Source organism: Kribbella qitaiheensis, assembly GCF_014217565.1.
Lineage (GTDB): Bacteria > Actinomycetota > Actinomycetes > Propionibacteriales > Kribbellaceae > Kribbella > Kribbella qitaiheensis_A.
Genome location: NZ_CP043661.1, coordinates 4235456 through 4257137, shown reverse-complemented (window position 1 = coordinate 4257137; position 21682 = coordinate 4235456). Strand labels below are relative to the sequence as shown.

At 67.4% G+C, this 21682-nt stretch carries 25 protein-coding genes and 2 pseudogenes; 13 read left to right on the top strand and 14 right to left on the bottom strand.

What is annotated here, in order from left to right; all coding sequences use genetic code 11:
* Position 1: 1 nt before the first annotated feature.
* The gene (locus tag F1D05_RS20045; protein ID WP_185441718.1) at positions 2–946 is read right to left on the bottom strand and encodes an AraC family transcriptional regulator; all 945 of its coding nucleotides are present in this window, start codon (positions 944–946) and stop codon (positions 2–4) included.
* Between the two features lie 123 nt (positions 947–1069).
* Here F1D05_RS20045 and F1D05_RS20040 point away from each other — a divergent pair, with 123 nt between their 5' ends.
* The 4 genes from F1D05_RS20040 (at position 1070) to F1D05_RS20025 (ending at position 3205) form a co-directional block, all read left to right on the top strand.
* A complete protein-coding gene (locus F1D05_RS20040; protein ID WP_246485792.1) occupies positions 1070–1888 on the top strand; it encodes an NAD(P)H-binding protein in 819 nt (272 codons plus the stop codon).
* Complete coding sequence (locus F1D05_RS20035; RefSeq protein ID WP_185441717.1) at positions 1885–2445, top strand: DUF1772 domain-containing protein; 561 nt, start codon at positions 1885–1887, stop codon at positions 2443–2445. The genes F1D05_RS20040 and F1D05_RS20035 overlap by 4 nt, the downstream gene beginning before the upstream one ends.
* 30 nt (positions 2446–2475) lie before the next feature.
* The gene (locus F1D05_RS20030) at positions 2476–2640 is read left to right on the top strand and encodes an alpha/beta fold hydrolase (protein ID WP_185441716.1); all 165 of its coding nucleotides are present in this window, start codon (positions 2476–2478) and stop codon (positions 2638–2640) included.
* A 133-nt stretch (positions 2641–2773) separates the two neighbouring features.
* Positions 2774–3205 (top strand): SRPBCC family protein, encoded by a 432-nt coding sequence (locus F1D05_RS20025; protein WP_206685771.1) that lies wholly within the window; start codon positions 2774–2776, stop codon positions 3203–3205.
* A gap of 134 nt (positions 3206–3339) precedes the next feature.
* Here F1D05_RS20025 and F1D05_RS20020 read toward each other — a convergent pair.
* Both F1D05_RS20020 and F1D05_RS20015 read right to left on the bottom strand, forming a co-directional pair.
* Positions 3340–3951, bottom strand: a pseudogene (locus tag F1D05_RS20020) (ABC transporter permease); the annotation flags it as partial.
* Positions 3952–4031: 80 nt separating this feature from the next.
* The gene (locus F1D05_RS20015) at positions 4032–5006 is read right to left on the bottom strand and encodes an ATP-binding cassette domain-containing protein (RefSeq protein ID WP_185441715.1); all 975 of its coding nucleotides are present in this window, start codon (positions 5004–5006) and stop codon (positions 4032–4034) included.
* Between the two features lie 94 nt (positions 5007–5100).
* Between F1D05_RS20015 and F1D05_RS20010 the strand changes: the two genes are divergently transcribed.
* Positions 5101–6066 carry a helix-turn-helix transcriptional regulator gene (locus F1D05_RS20010; RefSeq protein WP_185441714.1) on the top strand — a complete coding sequence of 322 codons (966 nt, stop codon included), beginning with the start codon at positions 5101–5103 and terminating at the stop codon, positions 6064–6066.
* Positions 6067–6204: 138 nt separating this feature from the next.
* Here F1D05_RS20010 and F1D05_RS20005 read toward each other — a convergent pair whose 3' ends face one another.
* From F1D05_RS20005 to F1D05_RS19990, 4 genes are all read right to left on the bottom strand, one after another.
* Positions 6205–7014, bottom strand: coding sequence for a phytanoyl-CoA dioxygenase family protein (locus F1D05_RS20005; RefSeq protein ID WP_185441713.1), 810 nt, complete (start codon positions 7012–7014; stop codon positions 6205–6207).
* 65 nt (positions 7015–7079) lie between these two features.
* Positions 7080–8057 (bottom strand): prolyl aminopeptidase, encoded by a 978-nt coding sequence (pip, locus tag F1D05_RS20000; RefSeq protein ID WP_246485791.1) that lies wholly within the window; start codon positions 8055–8057, stop codon positions 7080–7082.
* A 68-nt stretch (positions 8058–8125) separates the two neighbouring features.
* Positions 8126–8812, bottom strand: coding sequence for a 2OG-Fe(II) oxygenase (locus F1D05_RS19995; RefSeq protein ID WP_185441712.1), 687 nt, complete (start codon positions 8810–8812; stop codon positions 8126–8128).
* A 36-nt stretch (positions 8813–8848) separates the two neighbouring features.
* Complete coding sequence (locus F1D05_RS19990; RefSeq protein WP_246485790.1) at positions 8849–9718, bottom strand: UbiA prenyltransferase family protein; 870 nt, start codon at positions 9716–9718, stop codon at positions 8849–8851.
* Positions 9719–10080: 362 nt separating this feature from the next.
* Here F1D05_RS19990 and F1D05_RS19985 point away from each other — a divergent pair, with 362 nt between their 5' ends.
* Entirely contained in the window at positions 10081–10908 is an 828-nt protein-coding gene (locus F1D05_RS19985) for an aminoglycoside phosphotransferase family protein (RefSeq protein WP_185441711.1), read from the top strand.
* Between the two features lie 51 nt (positions 10909–10959).
* Positions 10960–11724, top strand: a complete 765-nt coding sequence (locus tag F1D05_RS19980; RefSeq protein ID WP_185441710.1) for an SDR family NAD(P)-dependent oxidoreductase — start codon at positions 10960–10962, stop codon at positions 11722–11724.
* Between the two features lie 97 nt (positions 11725–11821).
* Here the strand turns inward: F1D05_RS19980 and F1D05_RS19975 are convergent, their stop codons facing one another.
* Entirely contained in the window at positions 11822–12805 is a 984-nt protein-coding gene (locus tag F1D05_RS19975; RefSeq protein ID WP_246486878.1) for a LacI family DNA-binding transcriptional regulator, read from the bottom strand.
* Positions 12806–13216: 411 nt separating this feature from the next.
* Positions 13217–14623, bottom strand: coding sequence for an LCP family protein (locus F1D05_RS19970; RefSeq protein ID WP_246485789.1), 1407 nt, complete (start codon positions 14621–14623; stop codon positions 13217–13219).
* 270 nt (positions 14624–14893) lie between these two features.
* Here F1D05_RS19970 and F1D05_RS19965 point away from each other — a divergent pair, with 270 nt between their 5' ends.
* Complete coding sequence (locus F1D05_RS19965) at positions 14894–15376, top strand: GNAT family N-acetyltransferase (protein ID WP_185441708.1); 483 nt, start codon at positions 14894–14896, stop codon at positions 15374–15376.
* A gap of 90 nt (positions 15377–15466) precedes the next feature.
* Here F1D05_RS19965 and F1D05_RS19955 read toward each other — a convergent pair whose 3' ends face one another.
* Genes F1D05_RS19955 through F1D05_RS19945 form a run of 3 tightly spaced genes read right to left on the bottom strand, consistent with a single transcriptional unit; the run spans position 15467 to position 16150 of the window.
* Complete coding sequence (locus tag F1D05_RS19955; protein WP_185441706.1) at positions 15467–15793, bottom strand: protein-arginine deiminase family protein; 327 nt, start codon at positions 15791–15793, stop codon at positions 15467–15469.
* A gap of 5 nt (positions 15794–15798) precedes the next feature.
* Complete coding sequence (locus tag F1D05_RS19950; protein WP_185441705.1) at positions 15799–15981, bottom strand: hypothetical protein; 183 nt, start codon at positions 15979–15981, stop codon at positions 15799–15801.
* Entirely contained in the window at positions 15959–16150 is a 192-nt protein-coding gene (locus tag F1D05_RS19945; protein ID WP_185441704.1) for a hypothetical protein, read from the bottom strand. The genes F1D05_RS19950 and F1D05_RS19945 overlap by 23 nt, the downstream gene beginning before the upstream one ends.
* 843 nt (positions 16151–16993) lie before the next feature.
* On the opposite strand from F1D05_RS19945, the gene F1D05_RS19940 reads away from it, so the two are divergent.
* Positions 16994–18010, top strand: a complete 1017-nt coding sequence (locus F1D05_RS19940) for a DUF3152 domain-containing protein (protein WP_246485788.1) — start codon at positions 16994–16996, stop codon at positions 18008–18010.
* Positions 18011–18204: 194 nt separating this feature from the next.
* Here the strand turns inward: F1D05_RS19940 and F1D05_RS19935 are convergent, their stop codons facing one another.
* Both F1D05_RS19935 and F1D05_RS19930 read right to left on the bottom strand, forming a co-directional pair.
* Entirely contained in the window at positions 18205–18570 is a 366-nt protein-coding gene (locus F1D05_RS19935; protein ID WP_185441703.1) for a VOC family protein, read from the bottom strand.
* A gap of 90 nt (positions 18571–18660) precedes the next feature.
* Positions 18661–19194: a MarR family transcriptional regulator gene (locus F1D05_RS19930; RefSeq protein ID WP_185441702.1), complete on the bottom strand. Its 534-nt coding sequence runs from the start codon at positions 19192–19194 to the stop codon at positions 18661–18663.
* A gap of 267 nt (positions 19195–19461) precedes the next feature.
* On the opposite strand from F1D05_RS19930, the gene F1D05_RS19925 reads away from it, so the two are divergent.
* The 4 genes and pseudogenes from F1D05_RS19925 (at position 19462) to F1D05_RS42590 (ending at position 21682) form a co-directional block, all read left to right on the top strand.
* The gene (locus F1D05_RS19925; protein ID WP_112245252.1) at positions 19462–19692 is read left to right on the top strand and encodes a hypothetical protein; all 231 of its coding nucleotides are present in this window, start codon (positions 19462–19464) and stop codon (positions 19690–19692) included.
* Positions 19693–19994: 302 nt separating this feature from the next.
* Entirely contained in the window at positions 19995–20360 is a 366-nt protein-coding gene (locus F1D05_RS19920) for a VOC family protein (RefSeq protein WP_185441701.1), read from the top strand.
* Positions 20361–20529: 169 nt separating this feature from the next.
* Positions 20530–20787 (top strand): annotated as a pseudogene (locus F1D05_RS42595) (epoxide hydrolase N-terminal domain-containing protein); the annotation flags it as partial.
* Between the two features lie 190 nt (positions 20788–20977).
* On the top strand, positions 20978–21682 hold the full coding sequence (locus F1D05_RS42590; protein ID WP_343066667.1) for a hypothetical protein: 705 nt from the start codon (positions 20978–20980) through the stop codon (positions 21680–21682).

Below are 21682 nucleotides of genomic sequence, written 5' to 3'. Positions count from 1 at the left end.
GTTAGGCAGATTGCAGCGCTGTGCGGCGGTGGGTGGTTGGGTTTGTGCCGCGGAGGCGTTTGAAGGCGACCGACAAGGCGAAGGCGTTCGCGTAGCCGACGCGGCGGGCGATGGTCTCGACCGTATCGGCCGTCTCGCGCAGCAGGTCCGCGGCCAGGGCGATCCGCCAACCGGTGAGGTACGCCATCGGTGCCTCACCGACCAGCCCGCTGAACCGCCGGGCCAGGCTGGCGCGGGAGACCCCCGTGCGGTCGGCCAGCTCCACGACACTCCACGGGTACGCCGGGTCTTCGTGCAGCAGCCGCAGCGCCAGCCCGACGACCGGGTCGCTCTGCGCCTGGTACCACCCGGGTGCGTGCGAATCCGGCCGGGCGAACCATGCGCGCAGCGTCGTGATCAGCGCCAGATCGAGCCATCTGTCCAGCACACTCTGCTGACCCGGCTCGTCGCGCTGGATCTCACCCAGCACCATCGACATCACGTGACCGGCGACCGCACCCGCCGGTACTACGAGCACCGACGGCAACGCGTTCAGCAGCCGCCGGCTGACGTCACCCTCCAACTGATAGGTGCCGCTGACAACCATCGCGTCGCCTTCGAGCCGTCCGCCGTAGGTCCGCACCCCAAGCCGCGCACTGTAGTCGACAGGTGCCCCAGGCAACGGTTCGCAGATGCCGCCCGGATGGATCCGCAGCTGTGGCCGGGTATCCGGGTGGTCACCCACGACGTACGGCTCGGGCCCGTTGAAGATCGCGACGTCGCCCTCTTCCATCCGGGTCGGCACGATCCCGTCCCGCACCACCCAGGCGGATCCGCGCACCAGGGTCGCGAGCGCCAGTTGCGCCTCGTCACGGATATCGAGCGCCCAGGGCGCATCCATGATCGTCAGGTTGAACACGCCCCCGCGCGCACGGGTGCCGGCCAGCAGATCGTCGAGCACGTCCATGGTCCGAGCTTATCGCGAGGGTGAGACGCTCGAACATGGAAGTGCGCCTGACAACCATGGTTTGTCTCATCGGACCGCGATGAAATTAACCCATGACAACGACACGACCCATCCTCATCCTCGGTGGCCAGGGCAAGACCGGACGCCGCGTCGCCGGCCACCTCGCCGCCCGGCAGATCGAGTTCCGGCTCGCTTCCCGCTCCAGCGAGCAGCCTTTCGACTGGTACGACGAGAGCACGTGGTCCGCGACCGCGGGCCGGCGTCGACACGGCGTACCTGGCACCGCCGGTCGGTCCGACGGGTCTGGCCCAGGCCGGCAAATTCGTCAAGCAAGCAGCCGCCGAAGGCCTCCGCCGGGTGGTGCTGCTGTCCGGCCGCGGCGTCGGCAGCCCCGGCCGCGAATTCGCGGTCTACGAAAGCTCGCTCGACCTGGAGAACGCCCTCAAGGACAGCGGGGCCGACTGGACCATCGTCCGGCCCGCGTGGTTCGCCCAGAACTTCAGCGAGGACTTCCTGCTCGACGACGTCCTGGCCGGCGAGATCCGGCTGTCGGCCGGTACCGGCGCCGAGGCCTGGATCGACGTCGACGACGTCAGCGAGGTGATGGCGACCGCGTTGCTGGACGAGCGGCACACCGGCGAGACCTACTCGCTGTCCGGGCCGCGCCCGCTCACCCTGACCGAGGTCGCCGCCGAACTCAGTACGGCGACCGGCCGCCCGATCGGGTACGTCGACCTCGATCCCGGGGAGCATGTGACGGAACTGGTCGAGTACGGCGTACCGCAGGAGGACGCCGAGGCTGTCCGCGACCTGTTCGCCGTGATCCGCAACCACCGATCCGAGTACGTCTCCGACGGGGTCCAGCAGGTACTCGGCCGGGCTCCCCGCGATTTCCGTGACTACGCGCGCACCGCCGCGCAGACAGGAGTGTGGTCCGCATGAACCTCACCAAGATCCTCACTCTCGCCGCTCTCGTCGGCACCGCGCTGATGGGCGGCGTCTTCTTCGCCTTCGGGACCGCCGTGATGGGGTCGCTGCAGCGGATGCCGGCCGGTCAGGGCGCCGCCGCGATGAACCTGATGAACGTCCGGATCCAGAACCCGCTCTTCCTGCTCATCTTCATGGGGACCGCGCTGGTCTGCGTGGCGCTCGCGATCATCGCGTTCGTCCAAAACAGTCCCGGCAAGTGGTGGCTGGTGGGCGGTGCCGCGCTCTACCTGATCGGCGTCATCGTGCTCAGCTTCGCGGTCAACATCCCGCTGAACGACAAGCTGGCGACCTTCGACCCGACATCGGCTGCCGGTGCGGCGGACTGGCTGAACTACCTGGCCAAGTGGAACCCGGCCAACAACGTCCGCGCCATCGCCTGCGCCCTGGGTGTCATCGCCTTCGGTCTCGCCCTCGCTTCAGGCGCCCGCTCAGGCGAGGCTCGGCAGGGGATCAGCGGAGCTACACCCACTCCACAGTACGGATCAGCACAGTTCCCCAACCAGCGATGAGAACTGCCAACGGCTGTACCGGCGCTGGTCATGCACGGGACCGAGGACCCGATGTTCCGGCCCGAGCATGGCGAGGCTCTCGCGCGGGAGATCCCGGGCGCCCGTTACGTCCCACTCGAAGGCGCCGGTCAAGAACTGCCACCCCAGGTCTGGGACGTGGCGATCCCCGAGATCATCGCCATCACCCGATCCTGACCAAGGTACGTCTCCGCCCGCGACCCGCCCCCACTTCGCCGAACTCGCCCGGATCTCGGATCGGCGGATCGCTGCATAAGATTCGCCGTGGATCGGGGTGGATCGGGGTGGACCGGCCGGTAACGTAGCCAGGGTGATCACCATCGAACGTGCCGTCACCGTGAGCAAGCCCATCGAGACAGTGTTCAGCTACCTGTCCGACTTCGAGAACACCGTCGAGTGGGATCCGGGGACGGTGTCGACGGTCAAGCTCGACGGCGACGGCGGCGTGGGGACGAAGTACCAGAACAAGTCCTCGTTCGCCGGTCGCGAGACCGAGCTGGAGTACGTCGTCCAGCAGCTCGAGGCGGACCGGATCTTCCAGTTGCGCGGCGACAACAAGACCGTGACCGCGCTCGACACGATGACGTTCCGGGACACCGGTGCCGGCACCGAGGTCACCTACCGGGCGGAGTTCGAGTTCAAGGGCGTGACCCGGCTGCTCGAGCCACTCTTCCGCGGCCAGTTCAAGAAGCTCGGCGACGAAGCCGAGACCGGTCTTCGCGAAGCGCTCCTGAAGCTGTAGGTGACCCCGGCGCCGCTCAGGTAGCCGAGCGCAGCATCGTCCGGATTCCTACCGTCAGCCCGGGCCGCCGCGGTGATGAAGGCGGCGAGCCAGCCCCAGAGCACCGCGGTCGAGCTGATCTCGCCGGCGAAGAGCGAGCGCTCCGCGTCGACCAGATAGGACAGCGGGTTGAACTTCGATGCCACCTGCATCCAGCCGGGTCCGGTCTCCAGCGGCAGCAGCATCCCGGACAGGATCATCAACGGGAACAGGAAGGTCTGCTGCACCACCCAGAACATCCAGTCCTGCTTGCGGACCGCGATCGCCAGCGCGTAGCTGAAGGCGCCCAGCCCGATCCCGAACACGGCCAGCAGCGCCAGCCCGACGACGGCACCATCGACATGCAGGTCGAACCCGAACGGCGTCATCACCGCGATCACGATCAGCGCCTGACCGAACAGCGGCACCATCTCCTTCAGCGCGCGCCCGATCAGCAGCGACGACCGCGACAACGGCGTCACCATCATCCGTTCGTGCGCGCCGGTCTGGAACTCGAACAGCAGGTTCGACCCGGTCGCCGAGGTGCCGAACAGCGTGGTCATCACCAGGATCGACGGCACGAACCACTGCCAGACGCCGTCGCCGAACGACGCGCCCATCGAGCCGCGGAGCAGCGGCCCGAACAGGCCGAGGAAGATCAACGGCTGGATCATTCCGAACAGCAGCGAGAACGGATCCCGCAGTACCGGCCTCAGCTCCCGGGTCATCACGATCGCGATGTCGCGGAAGAGGTTCCGCTGCGCCGGCTCGGTGGTCGCGAGGGAGGTGGTGGGGACGGTGAGGGTGGTCATGCCGCTGCCTTTCCGTTGGTACCGGCCTCGCGCAGGCTGCGGCCGGTGAGGTTGAGGAACACGTCGTCGAGGGTCGGCCGATGCACCTGCGCAGCAGCAACCGGTACGCCGAGTTGGTGGGTCGCGCCGAGCAGAATGGGCAGCGCGGTCGGGCCATGCGTCACGCGGACGGTGAACTGGTCGCCGTCGACCGCGAGGTCTCGCGCGCCAGGTAGGTGGCCCGCCAACCGGCGTACGGCCGCGTGGTTGCTGGGGGCAACGGTCAGGATGAGTTGATCGCCCGCCAATGAAGCCTTCAGTGCGTCGGCCGTGTCGTCCGCGATGACGTGTCCGTGGTCGACCACGACGACCCGCTCGGCCATTGAATCGGCCTCGTCGAGGTAATGCGTGGTCAGCACGATCGTCATCTCGTACTGCGCGCGCATCCGGAGGATGTGATCCCACAGGTTCGCCCGGTTCTGCGGGTCGAGACCGGTCGACGGCTCGTCGAGGAACAGCAGCTTGGGCGCGTGGACCAGACCCATCGCGACATCGAGCCGCCGGCGCTGACCGCCTGACAACTCGGAGACCTTGCGCCGGGCGAGGTCCTTCAACTCCAGCGACTCGAGCAACTCCTCCGCCCGCAGTTTCGCCGCGCGTCGATCGAGCCCGTAGATCACGCCCTGCCCGGCCAACTCGTCGGCTACGCGTTGCGAATGGCCCGCGCCGTTGCCCTGACCGACGTACCCGATCTGCCGGCGGACCTGGCTCGGCTCGGCGACGACGTCGTACCCGGCGACCTCGGCGGTGCCGGAGGTCGGGGCGATCAGAGTGGTGAGCATCCGCAGCGTCGTGGTCTTGCCGGCGCCGTTCGGGCCGAGGACGGCGACCAGTTCGCCGGGTTCGACCGTCAGGCTGATGCCGCGGACCGCGTGCACGGTCTCGGTACGGCTCACCTCGAAGGTCTTGGTGAGCTCTCGGGTGCTGATCACTGGCTGTCTCCTTCGTCGAAGCGGGGGCTGATGCAGAAGACATTTCCAGCAATAGAGGACAGGTTCTGGCCGTTACTCGTGGCAATCTGAACCCATGTCCGAAACCTCGGCTCGACTCCTCTCGCTGCTGTCCCTGCTCCAGGCGCGCCGCGACTGGCCGGGCGCGCTGCTGGCCGAACGGCTGGAGGTCAGCCCGCGAACGGTTCGCCGTGACGTGGACCGGCTGCGTGATCTCGGCTATCCCGTCCGTGCGAGCAAGGGCCCGGACGGTGGCTACCGCCTCGACGCGGGCGCCGAACTGCCGCCGCTGCTGTTCGACGACGACCAGGCGATCGCGGTCGCCGTCGCGCTCCAGACCGCGACCACGACCGTGACCGGGATCGAGGAAGGCGCCCTTCGCGCGCTGGCCACGGTCCGCCAGGTGATGCCGGCCAGGCTTCGCCAGCGGGTGGACGCATTGCAGGTGACGACGGTCGACAAGTACGCCGACTCACGCCGTACGAAGGTGGACTCGGATCACTTGATCGCGATCGGTACTGCGTTGCGCGCCCGCGAGGTGCTCCGCTTCGACTACGCGTCGCCGGGTGTCACCGAATGGGTGCCGCCGCGTCGCGTCGAGCCGCATCACCTGGTCACGTGGGGTGGGCGGTGGTACCTGGTCGCGTGGGACCTGGAACGTAACGACTGGCGGACGTTCCGGGTGGACCGGATGTTGCCGAAGACACCGACCGGGCCGCGCTTCACCCCGCGCGAGCTGCCCGCGGCCGACGTCTCGGCGTACATCTCGAGCAAGTTCTCCGGCCAGAACCAATGGCCGTGCCGTGGCGAGGCGATTCTTCAGGCGAAGGCGGCCGATATCGCCCGCTGGGCCGGCCGCGACGCGATCGTCGAGGAGATCACCGACAGCAGTTGCCGGCTGATCCTCAACGGCTGGTCCTGGACCGGCGTGGCCGCGACGTACGGCATGTTCGAGTGCGAACTGGAGTTCGTCGGGCCGGTCGAGTTGAAGACGGCGGCTGCTCAGCTCGCTGTTCGCTACGCGGCGGCTTCATCTCAGTAGAGGCCAGAACCTGGCCGCTACTTGCGACAGGTTGAGGGCATGATGACAGAGCGAAAGAACGGAGTTGCAGGGATCCTTCGCCGCCGAGATGCGGTCGCGCCGGGTTGAGCCTCCCCGCCGTGGTCACCGCCGCCGCTTCTAGTACAGGACGGGGTTCAGGGGCGACGAGATGCGGTCGCCGGGCTGGTTGCCGGGCATCCAGGTGGCCAGGTCGGCTTCCTGGAACCGGTTCACCGGCTCGGCGATCTCCATCTCCGCATCGACGTAGATCACCGTCATCACCCGGCGCGGGATGTCGGTCTCGTTCGCCCCCGCATGGTGGAAGGTCCAGCCCCGGTGGTAGCTCACGTCGCCCAACTCGAACGCCTCCACCACCTCGGGGTACTTCTGCTCGGCCAGCGCCGTCTGGAGAATGCGCTCCGAGTCGTCGCTGATCGGCAGATCCCGCCCATGGTCGAACGACTGACTCCCGGCGGCGAACGCCAGCGGCCCCATCTCCAACGGCGTTTCCTGCAACGGGATCCACGCCGTCACACAGCGATCCGTCGCGAACGGCCAGTAGTACTGATCCGCATGCCAGGGCGTCACCCCACCGCCGGACTCCTTGTAGAGCGCCTGATCGTGGTACAGCCGTACCGACCGTACGCCGAGCAACTGCGCCGCGATCCGCGCAAGCCGCGGCGACGACACGAACTCCAGCACCAGCTCACTGTTCTGCCACAGATTCATCACCTGCAGGAACGCCTTCCCGTAGGTATCGCGCTCCTCCAACGGCAGATGCTGGGTATTCAGCTCGATCACCTTGCCGGTGATCTCAGGCTCGTACGCGGCGATCGTCGCCGGGCTAAGCACTTTCCGAAGCTTGACGAAACCGTCGGCAGCGAAGTGGGTGATCGAAGCCTGATCCAGGTCGTAGTCGATCTCGAGCTCACCACGGGTCAACGTCATCCCAACAGAGTGAGCGCGCCATCCATCGTTGTAAAGGCGCCCGCATCACCTTTCACACTGAGTGATCACGAGCTGTCCTGCGGCGATCTACGCCGGTCCGGCGAAGCGGTTGAGGGCGGTGATGACGAGGTCGGACATGCTTGCGGTGCCGAGGCCGTGGCCTGCGGTTTCGACCAGGTGGAGTTCGGCGTCGGGCCAGGGCCCTGGGCCATGTTCCAGGCGATGTCGGCCGGGCTGCTGATGTCGAGGCGGCCGTGGACCAGTACGCCGGGGATCCCGGTGAGCTGGCCTGCTTCGCGAACCAGTACGCCGTCCGGCAACCAGGCCGCGTTTCCCCAGTAGTGGGTGACGATTCGCGCCAGGCGGAGCCGTAGTACGGGATCTTGGTAGCGCGGATCCGGTTTGTGTCCCGCATGGGTCGCGACGTGCGTGTCCTCCCAGTCGCACCACGCACGCGCGGCCTTCTCGCGTACGGCGGGATCCGCGTCGTGCAGCAGCCGGCTGTAGGCGAGCGCGAGGTTGCCGTCCCGCTCGTCCTCCGGTACGACGTCCCGGAAGCGCGCCCACTCGGCCGGGAAGATCCGGCCCATGTCCCGCGTGATCCAGTCGACCTCGCGCTGGGTGGTGTTCGTGACGCTGAAGATGACCATCTCCGACACGGACCCGGGATGCTGCTCGGCGTACGCGAAGCCGAGCGTCGCTCCCCAGGAGCCACCGACAACGAGCCACTTGTCGATACCCAGATGATTCCGCAGTTGCTCGATATCCGCGATCAGGTGCGAGGTGGTATTTGTGCTCAGATCCACCTCGGCTTCGGCGGCATCCGGCGTACTCCGGCCGCAGTTCCGCTGGTCGAACAACACAACCCGATACCGCGCCGGGTCGAAGTACCTACGCCAGAACTTCCCCGCCCCCGACCCCGGCCCGCCGTGCAGCACCACCGCGGGCTTCCCATCGGGATTCCCGCAGACCTCCCAGTAGATGCGATGCCCATCACCGACATCGAGCATCCCTTGGTCGTACGGCTCGGTCTCCGGATACATCGCGACTCCAGTGCAGGTTCGACAGGACCACCAAGTTCTACCAACTCCGCGAGCCCGGCGCCTGCGGATTAAGCGGCGTCGTGGAGGACCAGGCCGAGGGTGTGGCGGATGCCTGAGCGGACCGTGCTGACGCCGTGGCGGACCGGTGCGGCCGACCAGCCTCGGGTGGATTCGACCGGGCGGTCCCGGGTGGTGAAGATCAGTCCCTGACCCTGCGGCAGCGTCGTGACCGTGCCGCGAGACTGGGCCCGCGGGCGTTGCTCCACCAGCAGGAACTCGCCGCCCGCATGGTCGACGCCTGGGCGGTCGAGCCCGATCACCACCTGCAGCGGGAACACCAGGTCGCCGTACAGATCGCGGTGAAGCGCGTTCCAGTCGCCTGCCTTGTACCTGAGCAGGATCGGGGTCGGCCGGGTCTGCCCGGCGCGGTGACAGTCGTCGAGCCACTCGGCGAACGTGTCCGGCCAGGGCGCTGGTTTGCCCAGCCGATCGGCCCATTCGCGCGCGATCGGCAGCAGGTGCGGATAGAACGACTCCCTGAGTCGCGTCACCAGCTCGGGAAGCGGGTGGTCGAAGTACCGGTACTGCCCGGAGCCGAACCGGTAGCGCTGCATGTCGATCGTCGCCCGGAACCGCTCGACCTCGTCGTACAGCCCGGAGATCTCCTTGCATTGCGCCGGAGTGAGCAAGGGCGGCGTCAACGCGCAGCCGACCTGCTCGAGTTCCGCCGTCAGTTGCTTCCAGTCGAAATCCATACCTGTAGAACGGTGTGGGGGCCTGGTGTGTGAGGGTCAGAGGATCCCGACGTAGGTGAGCGCGAAGGCGGCGCAGGGGGAGAGGAAGAGTGAGGCGACAACGATCACGCCCTTGAAGGTCTGGCCGGGCCCGATGAATCGCCGGTACGCCGCGACGAGCACCGGGACCATCACGATCTCCAGGACGAGCATGCTGCGCGGGATCACCAGATCGGCAGCCGCCAGTACGACGGACAGTCCGGCGGCCGCGATCCACGCCGCGAACCCCAGCCGGTACGTCGTACGCGCACCGAGGCGAACCGCGATCGTCCTGTACCCGGCGGCCCGATCCGCCTCGAGATCAGCCAGCGTAGTCGGCAAGTAGAGGCCAACAGCAACCAACGTTCCCTGCAACGCCATCAGCCACGGGAATCCGTGCAGGTCAGAGGTCACTGCGGCCCAGCCGGCGACCGGCCCAAAGGTGCCGAGGGCAACCGAATTCGCTGCGACGTCGAAGCCAGCTCGGGTCTTGAGTCGCACGGGCGGAACGCTGTAGGCATAGCCGAGGACGACGGCGAGCAGCACTCCGAGCGCGAAGACCGGATTGACGGCGAGACCGGCTGCCACCGAAGCGACTCCGGCGATCGCCGCGATCCGCTTGGCCGCCTGGACCGAGACGCGTCCGTCGAGCAGCGGGGAAGTGGACTTCCTCGGGTTCAGCAGATCGCCGGGCAGGTCGTACGCGTCGTTGATCGCGAGGACCGACAACCAGAGCAACGGGCCCATCACCACCGCCCCGACGAGCAACCGCGGCCAGTCGTGCGGCACCGGGATCAGCCGATGCGTGGCAAGCAGAACCCCAACGTAATAAGGAACCACCGACACAACCCAGAACGCCGGCCGCCCCACCGCCAACACATCCCGCATCCGGAGACGACGGTGAACGAGCGCTGCCTGCCCGCGACTCGCAGGACGTAATACGGCGTTGGTTTGACTGGCTGGGTCCACCGTTGCGGTCACATCACCACAGTGCTCCTGCCTGAGTGGCACCCACCTCCCTCTCCGGAGTGAATCCCCTCACTCGGTGGAGTTCTCAGGCGTGAATGTGACCAAGGGAACCGACCGGTACCTCTGTCACTGATCACGTCGCAGACATCCGCACCCCTGCAAACGCGACGACCGTTGCCTCAAGCTCCTGCCATTAATCACCCCGCCTCTTCGTCGACAACTTGGTACGGTGCCCAGGTTGTACCGCTCGGAAAGTCGCCCCAGAGAGAGGCAAGCCAACGATGCAGGCGGCAGAGATCACGCGTGCGGTGGCTGCGGCCAGGTCGATCGCCTCGGTGCAAGGTCTGACGGTCGACGACGCGATCCTCCTTCAGGACTCGAACAGGATCACCCTGCGGCTGTTGCCGTGTGACGTCCTGGCTCAAGTCGCACCGATGCTGCGTCAGGCCGCCCAGTTCGAAGTCGAGCTCGGCCAGCGGCTTCTCGAGGCCGGGTGCCCAGTGGCTGCTCTCGAGCCGCGAACGGAGCCACGCGTCCACGAGCGCGATGGCTTCACGGTCACGCTCTGGACCTACTACGAGCCAGTGACGACTCAAGACGTCTCACCGCCGGAGTACGCCGATGCACTCGTGCGGCTGCATGCGGGTATGCGCAAGGTCGACTACCCGACGCCGCACTTCACAGATCGCGTCGCGGAGGCTCAAGAAACAGTGGCGGATCGCGACCGCAGTCCGGCCCTCGCCGACGCCGATCGGGAGTTGCTCGGCGACACCTTGGCAAGCCTGCGGCGCGCGATCGCCGAACGCGGCGCCGCCGATCAGTTGCTGCACGGCGAGCCTCATCCGGGCAATCTGCTCAGCACGGTGGACGGGCTGCTGTTCATCGACCTCGAGACCTGTTGTCGCGGGCCGGTCGAATTCGACCTCGCCCATGCGCCCGAAGAGGTCGCCGAGGACTATCCGGGTGTCGACCAGGACCTGCTGCGCCTGTGCCGGAGCCTCTCGCTGGCGATAGTGACGGCGTGGCGCTGGGATCGGCACGACCAGCTCCCCGACGGACACCGGTTGGGCATCGAGGGGCTCGATCTGCTCCGGGCAGCCCGTAGCTGACCGTAGTGCCGGCGCTAGGCTCCGAACACCCCGATCTTCAGGAGGAGCCAAGTGGGTGGACGTCTTGCCGGCGAGGTTGTGCTCGTCACCGGAGCTGCTCGCGGAATCGGTCGCGCGATCGCCGCCAAAGCCGCCGAGGAAGGCGCCGCGGTCGCGCTGCTCGACGTACTGGCCGATCAGGTCGCGGCGACAGCCGCAGACCTACAGCAGACCGGTGCGAAGGTGGCCGCGGCCGTCGGGGACATCACCGACGAGAACGCCGTACGCTGGTCCGTCGATCAACTGGTCGACGAGCTGGGACCCATCACCGTGCTGATCAACAACGCAGGCAAGAACGCGTACGCCGATGCCACCAAGATGACCGTCGACGAATGGGACAGCGTCTTCGACGTCGACCTGAAAGGCGCCTGGCTGATGGCCCGTCAGGTCCTGCCGGCGATGATCGCGGCCCGGCGTGGCTCGATCGTCAACATCGCCTCGATCCACGCCCACCTCACCACCGCGGGCATGTTCCCGTACGCCGCGGCGAAGGCCGGTCTGGTCGGCATGACCCGCAGCCTCGCCCTCGATGTTGCCCCGCACAACCTCCGGGTCAATGCGGTCAGCCCCGGCTTCATCGCCACCGACCTGCTCGAAGAGTTCTTCGACACAATCCCCGGCTCCCGCGAAACCGCGCTCGACGCCCACCCGCTCGGCCGCATCGGTACTCCCGAGGACGTCGCTGAAGTCGTCTGCTTCCTCGCCTCCGAAGCCGCGGCCTTCGTCACCGGCGCCAACTGGTCCGTCGACGGCGGCCTCGGTATCCGGTACGCGTAGTACGAAGGCTCAGCAACAGCTCCGCGAACCCGGGCGCCGGTCTCGTACTGGGCTCAGCACCCGCTCGGCGAACCGGGCGCCGGACTCGCACGAGGGCTCAGCAGCCGCAGGAGTTGCGGTGGACCAGGACTGGGTCGAGCCTGATGCTGCGGGCCGGCTGGTCCGGGTCGTCGATGCGGGACGTGATCAGCTCGACGGCCTTGGCGGCGAGCTCTTGATGCGGTTGCGCGATCGTGGTCAGCCGCGGTTCGAACAGATCCGCCCAGTCGAAGTCGTCGAACGCCACCAGCGCGACATCCGCGGGCACGGACAAGCCGGCGTCGCGCAGCGCCCGCATGGCTCCGATCGTCATCTTGTTGTTCGCGACGATCAACGCGGTCGGCGGATCCGGCATCTGCAGCAGTTGCGCGGTCGCGCCGCGAGCCGGCTCGGCGTGCGAGGAGCCTCCGCGCAGCAGCGCATCGTCGTACGGGAGTTTCGCTCGCTCCAGCCCCAGCCTGTATCCGGCGACGCGCTCCACGGTGGTGGCGAGCCCGGCCAGCCCACTCACCATCGCGATCCGGGTGTGCCCGCGACTGGCCAGGTGCTCGACCAGATGCGAGGTCGCCTCGATGTTCTCGGTCCCGACCTCGTCCAGCCCGGCCCCGATCAGGCGGTCGACCAGCACCACCGGGACCTTCCGCAGCTGCAGATACTCCAGCGTCGGCCCCGGATCTGGTGACGTTGCCAGAATGATGCCGTCCACCCGGCGCTCGTGCAGATCCCGCGCCACCTTGAGCTCCCGCTCCGGATCGTCGTGGGTGTCCGCGATCAGGATCGAGTAGCCGTGCCGCTCGGCCTCCGCCTGCAGATGATGAGCCAGCTCCCCGAAGTACGGATTGGAGATCGAGGACAACGCCAGACCGATCGTGTCCGTCTTCGACATCACCAGCGACCGCGCCACCGTGTTGGGCACGTACCCGGTCTCCCGGACGGCGGTCAGCACAGCCTGCCGGGTGCCAGGTGCCACGAACCGCGTCTCATTCAGGACATGAGAAACCGTCGTCACCGATACCCGAGCCCGCCGAGCCACATCCGCCATCTTCACCACAAACCCATCCTCCCCTGGTTACCTATACTTCGGCTGGCCTTACGGCGAGGGCGGAAATGAAGTGGCCGCGGTTCGCGGCAGCGGAGAGACTGACGGCCATGGCCGCCGATGAAGCATTGAGCAAGGTCTCCGCCTTGCTCGAGACCTGGGACCTGGGTACGCCGACCGAGGTGACGCGGCCGGAACGTGGCAGCAACAACCCGGTGTGGTTGGTCCAGGTAGGTGGCGACGGCTATGTCCTGCGAGTCCACAGCAACGTCGGACCTGATCGGATCGCGCTCGAGCACAAGCTGCTGGCCGAGCTTGACCGAGGTGACCTGTCGTTCGCAGTACCGGTTCCGATTCCGGCGGGAGACGGTACGACGCTTGTCGCGACGGACCTCGGACCGGCTGAGTCGGTGATTACTGCGGGTTGTAGGCGCAGGAGCTGTCGAGGTCGCCGGGGTCGGTGCCGGGCGGGCGGGGTGTCGCCTTGCCGGTCGGCTTGGTCGTCGGTTTGGTTGTCGGTTTAGCGACCGGCACGGCCTTCGGCGCCAGCGCCTTGGCGACGATCTCGCTCATCGCCTTGTAGTTGGGATTACGGCCGTTGGGGAAGTTCTTCTTCTTGTCCAGGTCGATGGTGGTGATCTTGGCCGACTTGACCCGCTGGCCGAGGCCAACGAACTGGGGGAGCAGGTTCTGCGGGATGTCGGTCCGGATCAACTGCTTGCCGGCCTTGGCGATCGACTGGTAGTTGCTGAGCACGTTCTGCGGGGTCGCGCGCTCGACCAGCGCCTGGATCGTGCAGTGCTGGCGGTCCTGCCGGGCGAGGTCGGCGCCGGGGACCTGGTAGCGGCCCCGAGCGAACCAGAGCGCGTCGAAGCCGTTCAGGTGCCGGTTCGCGCCAGGCTTCAGGTAGCGCCCCGGCGGGATGTGCTTGTCGTCGTCGCCACCCACCGGGACCGGGTAATTGATGTTCACGGTGATCCCGCCGAGTGCCTCGACCATCTGCTCGAAACCGGACAGGTTGATCTGCAGGTAGTAGTGCAGCTTCAGCCCGAGCGCCTCACCCACCGCGACCTTCAGGATGTCGGCACCCTGGTTGTCGGACGGGCCGAGGATGCCGTCGTGCAGTTTCGGGAGGTTCCGGTACATCGCGTCCAGGTAGAACTCGCCCTGCTCGACGTCGCCGAGCTTCGGGTTCCAGAAGCCGGTCGGGTAGAACTCGTGCAGCGGCGAGTCCGCCGGGAACGGCATCCGCATGAAGTTCCTGGTCAGCGAGATCAGCGAGGTGTTGCCGGTCTTCGTGTCGATGCTGGCCACCATCACGGTGTCCGTCCGGGTCCCTTGCCGTCCCGCCCCGTCGTCCGCGCCGAGCAGCAACAGGTTGAGCCGCGGCAGTTGGGCCCACGGGTCCTTCTTGTTCGCGATCGTCGGCCGGGTGGCGCTCTTGGAGTTGCCGCCGGCGAACACATGCGTCACCAGATCGCGCTGTGCGAGCAGGTTCTGCGCTCCCAGCGCGGTCCCGGACGCGATCGTGCAGCACACCAGCCCGATCACGAGCGCCCCGGCCAGCCGCGCCCCGATGCCCGACCCCAACGGCCGGAGCATCTTGTACGACGTGACCACGATCGTCACCCAGAGCAGGGCGACGGCCGTGAGCCCGGCGATGATCCAGAGCAGCAGATTCGGGTCGAGGGCCCACTTGATCACGTCGTCCCGCCGCGCCGACCCGACGTACGCCGCGGCGCCGAGCAGCGTGACCGTGAGCCCCGTGACGAGGGTGCCGAGCCGAGTTCGCCCGGCCACCAAGTACGCAGTACCGGGCACTGCAGCACCCAGTACTGCGAGGAGCAGCGCGCCGAACGCGGATCTCTGCCGGCCGGGCCGGCCCGGCCAATCTCTGTCGGCCTCCCGGTCCGGCCCGGCGGGCGGCTCGTGGCTTCGCTCGTCTGGCCCTACTCGCGCCCGGGGCTCTAGCCACCTTAGGGGACATATCTCCACTCAATGGCCGGGAACAGGACGGCTGGACGCGTCCCCTGTGTCGCGTCCACCGGGTCTGACTCGTTGTCGCGGTAGAAAGTTCGGCATGATTTCCCGGTGACTGAAATCGAGGTACGCCGCGCCAAACCGGACGACGCCGAGGCGCTGGTCCGGCTGAGAGCGCTGATGCTCGAGGCGATGGGGACGGACACCGGCGGTCCGGACGCACCGTGGCGAGAGGTCGCGCTGAGCTACTTCAGAGACGGGCTCTCGTCACCCGAGACATTCGCTGCCTTCGTGGTCGACGACCCCGAGGCCGGAGTGGTGGCGGGCGCGGCCGGCCACTGCAACGCGCACCCGCCAAGCCCGAAGGACCTGAGCACGCAACGCGGCAGCCTCTACAACGTCAGCACCGAACCGGCCTTCCGCCGCCGCGGCCTGGCACGCGCCTGCGTGGTCGCCCTCCTCACCTGGTACCGCGACGAAACCACCGCCGGCCAGATAGACCTACACGCCACCCCCGACGGCTCACCCCTCTACCTGTCCCTAGGCTTCACCCCCAGTAACTACCAAACCCAACGCCTAGCCATAACCCGCTGAGCCAACCAGGTGTCTGTGGTCTTCGTGTCGCGCAGGGCGTTGGTGGCGCAGTGCACCTCGCCACCCGCGAGATGGGCCCAGAAGTAGTCCTCAACCCAGTGCACCCGTAGCCGTTCCGCCCGAGCGCCCGCTCGGTCGCGGCGCGGAAGATGTCCCGCCCAGCGCCCAGCGCCCAGCGACCTTCGGGCCATGCGGGTCGGGTACTGCGATGTGGCGGGAGCTCAGCGACAGCCCGTTCACAAGGCCGGGCAGCATCGTTCGCAGCAACCCGGTCCGCGCGTTCTTCGCGAACAACACCGGCAGCCGCACCAGCTCGCTCCGCCGCAACCCAGTTGCCTTGAGCAAGATCTCCACCTGGTCGTCGATGTGTCGCGCAGCCTCCTCATCCTCGGCAAGCCCGTTGCTATCAGCAAGCACTTCGTTCACCGTCGGGCTTGCTGGGGGGAGTTCGTGTCGGCCGCCAGTCGCGCCGCACCCGCGCCATCGCGTTGAGCCTTGCGCAGGAGTTCCACCGCGAGCCTCGGATCGGCGACCGCGAGCGTCCAGCCGCACGCGTTGCCGGCGCGGACCACGTGCGTCGTCTCATCGGCGCCCGGTCGCCTCATCGCTCAAGTTGCCCCGAGCAACAACCTGCAACGGCGCCAAGTCCGCGGCATCCTTCGGTCCGTTGATCCGCTCGTCCGCCGCGTCGTTGCACGCCGCCAGTTCGTCGTCGAACGCCCGCCCGATCTCGTCCAGCCGGACCCGGATCGACCCGGCACTGCCCTTCGTCATCATCCAGATTCGCCAGAAAGAGCGCCCCGCGACCAGCCCTCCACCGCTCCTCACCCACCTCGTCCGCCCGGCTCAACACCCCATCGCGATCACCGTCCGCGACCAGATCCGCCCCGATCCCACCACGACCGCCACGCCCGGCCGTGCGGTTCCGCACTCCGTCGCGATCCCCGTCAGCGAGCAGCTCCGCCCCGATCCCTCCGCGCCCGGTGACCGCCCCGTTCCCTCCGCGCCGGCTGTCCACCCCCCACTCCGTCGCGATCCCCGTCAACGAGCAGCTCCGCCCCGATCCCTCCGCGCCCGGTGACCGTGGCCGACTCCGGGCGTGGTTCGGCGTTTGGGGGTCGTTCGGTGGGGTTACCGGCCCAGGCGACCATCGCGGGGGTCGAGGCGGTCAGCAGGGTCGCCGCGGTGAGGCCGGCAGTCCAGCGTTCATCATCCGCTCCCTTTTGATACATCCGTCTTCTTTCCAGCAACTGATACGCCTGTATCAAATCCAGCAGATGGATTGCTGATCTCCATCCATAGGTGGAGCGGAGGCGAACCGGTCCGGAAGCGGTCCGCTGACCGGCGGGCAGCTGCCTTTGTGCGCGACGTGAGTGTTTCCGGTCGGCGGGACGCTCAGGTCCTGCACAAAGGCCGCGGGGTGGCCGGTGGTTGGAGGGAGTGGGAGCTGCCTTTGTGCGCGACGTGAGTGTTTCTGGCTGGCGGGATGCTCAGGTGATGCACCAAGGCGGCGGGTGGGGGCGCTTGAGCGGTTGGGAGAGAAGGGTTTTCGGCCCGGTTGGCAAGTACTGGTGAGGACGCGCTCTTCCGAAGGGTGCGACGTGAGGAGTTTCTGGGATGCGCATGACGAGGATCGCCGCGCTCGGGGTCGTGGCGGCTGTCGCGGGAGTGGCGCTGTACGAACTGCCTGCCAGCCCGTTCGACCACCAGGATGGCCCCGGCCGGCCGGTCGCTCACTCGTCGGCGAACCCGGACGACACCACCGGCAAGGACAGTCCCGACGGCACGGGCGCCCAAGCTCCAGGCGCTCAGGATCCAGGCGCCCAAGCTCCAGGCGCTCAGGATCCAGACGCTCAGGATCCAGCCGATCAAAATCCCAGTGACCAGAACCCCAGCGACCAGGATCCGAGTGACCAGAACCCCAGTGACCAGAACCCCAGCGACCAGAACCCCAGCGACCAGAACCCCAGTGACCAGAACCCCAGCCATCAGGCGTCCACGAAGACCTCCGCGTCGACGCCGACGGACGGCGTCGTGCCGGTCACCTATCCGATCCGCGGTACGGTCTCCTACTCGGTCCTCCCCGGCGATCCCGCCACGATCGGCAGTTCCGGTCAGCTGATGCGATTCCAGATCGCCATCGAGGGTGGCATCCAGGGAGTCGATGGCCCGGCGTTCGCCAAGTTCGTGCGGAAGACGTACGGTGCTCCGCAGGGCTGGACCGCAGCCGGCCAATGGCGGTTCCGCCAGGTAGGCCCCGGCCAGAATGCCAACTTCAAGCTCCTGCTCGTCACCCCCGAGACCCGCGACATCCTTTGCGGCGGCGGCCCAGACCGCTACACGAGTTGCCGGATCGGCGACAACGTCGTACTGAATGTCGCTCGCTGGGCCCACGCCGTACCGAACTACGGCGCCTCGCTCACGGCGTACCGGCAGTACATGGTGAACCACGAGACCGGCCACCGCCTCGGCAATCACCACGAGCTCTGCCCGGGGCCGGGCCAACCCGCGCCGGTGATGGAGCAGCAGACACTCGGCCTGCACGGCTGCGTCGCGAACTCCTGGCCCTACCTCAACGGCACCCGCTACAAGGGCCGCCCCGGCCAATACAACGACCCGGCCCCCACCAACTAGGCGCAATCGTCAACGGAACTACCGCCCGTACGGCGGGCGCTAGTCGCCCGGCGCTGTCCGCAGTCGCGCGGCCAAGGCGTCGATCCCCGTACTTAGCCCGGCGCACTGTCCTGCCTCCAGACCCCGACCGGCAACATCATCATCCACGCGCCCAATCCGTCAACGACCTATGCCCGCACGACCTCTGACCGGTACTACGCCTGGATGATCGACAGCACGTTGCCCGCTGGGTCCTTGAACCAGGCGATCAACGGACCGCCGCCGCGGAAGATCCCGAGCTCGTCGTGCTTGTCGTTGTAGCGCTCGAACACGACCCCACGAGCGGTGAGCTCCTTCGCGGCGGCGTCGATGTCGGGCACGGGGAAGTTCAGGATCGTGTACTCCGCGGGCGTGTGTCCCGGCTTCGGGTAGACGAGGACCGGGATGCCGCCGGCGATCCGCAGCCGCAGCATCCCGTTCTCCTCGGTCACGTCCAGCCCGAGCGTCTCGCCGTAGAACTTCTTCGCCGTCGCGACATCGTCGACAGCGAACCCGCTGAACGCCTTCGTCTCCTTGAACATCTCACCCTCCAACTCCCGAGACACCCCAGCGGCGCCTCTCACCGGAAACGTCGTCGCCACTGCCTGAACTTCGACACCGGAGGGCAGTCCTCAGTTGTTAAGTGCGGCTGTCTGGTTGGTGACCGCGGCGGTTTCGAGGCCGTCGGCAACGGTATGCAGCAGCCGGGCCAGCTGGGCCGCGTCTGCCGGGCCGAGAATTCCGGTGATCACGTCGAGGACGCGGACCGTCAGCCCGTCGAGCTGCGACAGCCTTGCCTGGCCGAGGCCGGTGACAGCCAACTGCGGGCTGGTCCGGACCAGCCCGACCGCCGCTAGCTCGGCGATGGCCAGCTCGGCCTCGCCTGGGGTCGTGCCGACCTGCTCCGCGACACCCACCGCTGTGTCGCGGCCCTTGGAGATCGCATTCAGCACGAGCGCGGCCGGCATCTTCATCCCGACCGCGTCCTGCAGGCCGAGGATCAGGGGGTGAGCGTGTCCGCGGACCCGCTCCACCGCGTCGAGCAGCCGGAGCGCGTCCCCGACGTCGCCGATCAGCTGTTCGGTCTGGACAGTGGCGATCCCCGTGGCCTGCACGATCCGGTCGGGGACGGCCAGAGCCTTGGTTCCAGCGTCTTCGATGGTCACGCCTTCCAGCCTACGGAGTCGTTCCGACAGCTCGGCGTGTCGATGCTGAGGAAACCCTGTGAATTGCCCGTGAATCGACATCCGAAAAAACGTTCGAAGACAATCCGAAATAGTTTCAGATATTTCGGACAACTGCCCAAAAAATGCCCGTGACTTACTGTCCGCGTCGTCCGTTGGACCTTGCGTGACGGTGAACACACGGCTAACCGGCACCGCGCTCGCCCGCGAATCCAGGCCGACCACCAGAGACACCAGCCAGGAGGACCAGTGACAACCGCCACCGCCATCCAGACGTCTGAGCGCCGACGCGTACGAGTCTGGTTCGGTGAGCACGTGATCGCCGATTACAACGCCGAGCCGGCGTTGGCCGAGCGGTACGCCCACGCCATGAGCCGTCGCTTCGCCGGACTGCGGGTCACCAACGACCCGATGCCGGCAGTGGACCGTCTCCCCGACCCCCTGCCCGGCGAGCGCATGTGGGACGTAGCACCGCGGTAGACCAATGATCGGCGGCAAGCGAGCGCGGGCGCTCTGCCCCTCGCTTGCCGCCCTCAAATCCCCTCAAAATCCCCTCAACCCCTGCCCCCCTATCGACGTCCGCACCGCCTCCAGCATGAGGCGGTGCGGACGTTTTCCAATTCGTACGGCGGGGAGCCGGGCGCCCGTCGTACCGGCCTAGCCAACTCGACGAGCGGAGCGGACCCGAGGGCTTCTCTTCGATCGATGTCGAGGGGCGACGGCCGGCTCCGACGTCTCGGGCGAGAGTTGACCGTCAGCTCTCGTGATGGACGGAGATCGAGATGGACAAGCCTGTTCTGAACAGCATGCTGCTGGGCAGCGCGGATCCCGACCGGCTGAAGAAGTGGTACCTCGACGGATTCCACGCCGAGGTCGACGGCTACGGCAATCTGAATCTCGGCGGCTTCGGCCTGGTGATCGAGAAGCGCGACGACGTCGCGACCGCGACCGTCGAGCCCGGCCGGGTGGTGCTCAACTTCGCCGTCGAGGACATCGAGGCAGCCGCCGCGCACCTGCGAACCCTCGACATCACCTGGCTGGTCGAGCCCGAGGACCGCGGCATCGGCTGGTTCGCCACCCTGATCGACCCCGACGGCAACTACGTCCAGCTGATCCAGATGAAACCCGAGTATTACGCCAACCTCTGACCGGACCGGCGGACCAGCCACCCCAAGGCGAGCTGGCCCGCCGAGCTACCGTCCGGCCAGTAGACCTCGATGTTTCATCGGAGGGACCTCCTGCTGACGGTCAGGAACCTCATTCTTGGAACTGGGTACCGGCTCGTCGACAAGCCGGACCAGACCAATCGGAGGGCTGATGGAGGAGTTCCGGATCCAGGTCCCGCAAGCGGACGTGGATGACCTGCGTGCTCGCCTGCGCCAGACCCGCTGGCCTCGCTCGCTCCCGGAGCAGGCCGCGTGGGATCGCGGGGTACCGGTCGACTATCTGCGCTGGGCGGTCGACCGTTGGCTGGAGTACGACTGGCGTGAGTGGGAGGCGCGGCTGAACGCGTTCCCGCAGTACGTGACTCGCATCGATGACCAGTCGATCCACTTCCTCCACGTCCGCTCGCCCGAGCCGAACGCGATGCCGTTGATCCTCACGCACGGCTGGCCTGGCTCGGTCGCGGAGTTCCTCGACATCCTCGGCCCGCTCACCGATCCGCGGGCCCACGGCGCCGACCCGGCCGACGCATTCCACGTCGTCGCGGCCTCCGTACCAGGCCACGGATTCTCAGTCCCGCTCGAACAGCCCGGGTGGAACCATGAGCGGATCGCCCGGGCCCTGGGCCACCTTGATGGACCGCCTCGGCTACAGCCGGTACGGCGCGCAGGGTGGCGACACCGGTTCGGTGGTGTCACCGCTCCTCGGCCGGATCGCCCCGGACCACGTCCTCGGCGTACACATCAACGGCGGTCTCGCGTTCCCGAACGCGCGCCCGGGAGACCTGGACGACCTGGAACCGCGCGACCAGGCGAAGCTCCGGCTGGCCGAACACATCCGGCGGACCGGGACAGGGTACGCCGAGCTGCAGTCGACGAAACCGCAGACCGTCTCGTTCGGGTTGAGTGATTCCCCGGCCGGTCAGCTGGCCTGGATCCTGGAGAAGTTCCACGACTGGACCGATCCGGCCCAAACCCGGCCCGAAGCTGCCGTTGCCCTCGGCCACCTTCTGACCGACGCCTCGATCTACTGGTTCACCAACACCAGCGCCACCAGCGCAAACCTGTACTACGAGAATCGGCTGGTTGCCGAGCGCCCCGATCACCGGTCCGGGGGCTCCGGTCGATCGGAGGTTCCAACCGGTGTCGCTGTCTTCCCCACGGATCCAGCGATGCGGCACCTCCTCGAGCGTGAGCACACGATCACCCACTGGAAGGAGTACGACCGCGGCGGGCACTTCGCTGCGTTGGAGGCGCCGGATCTCTTGGTGGGGGACGGTCGCGCGTTCTTCCGCAGCCTCAGGTGA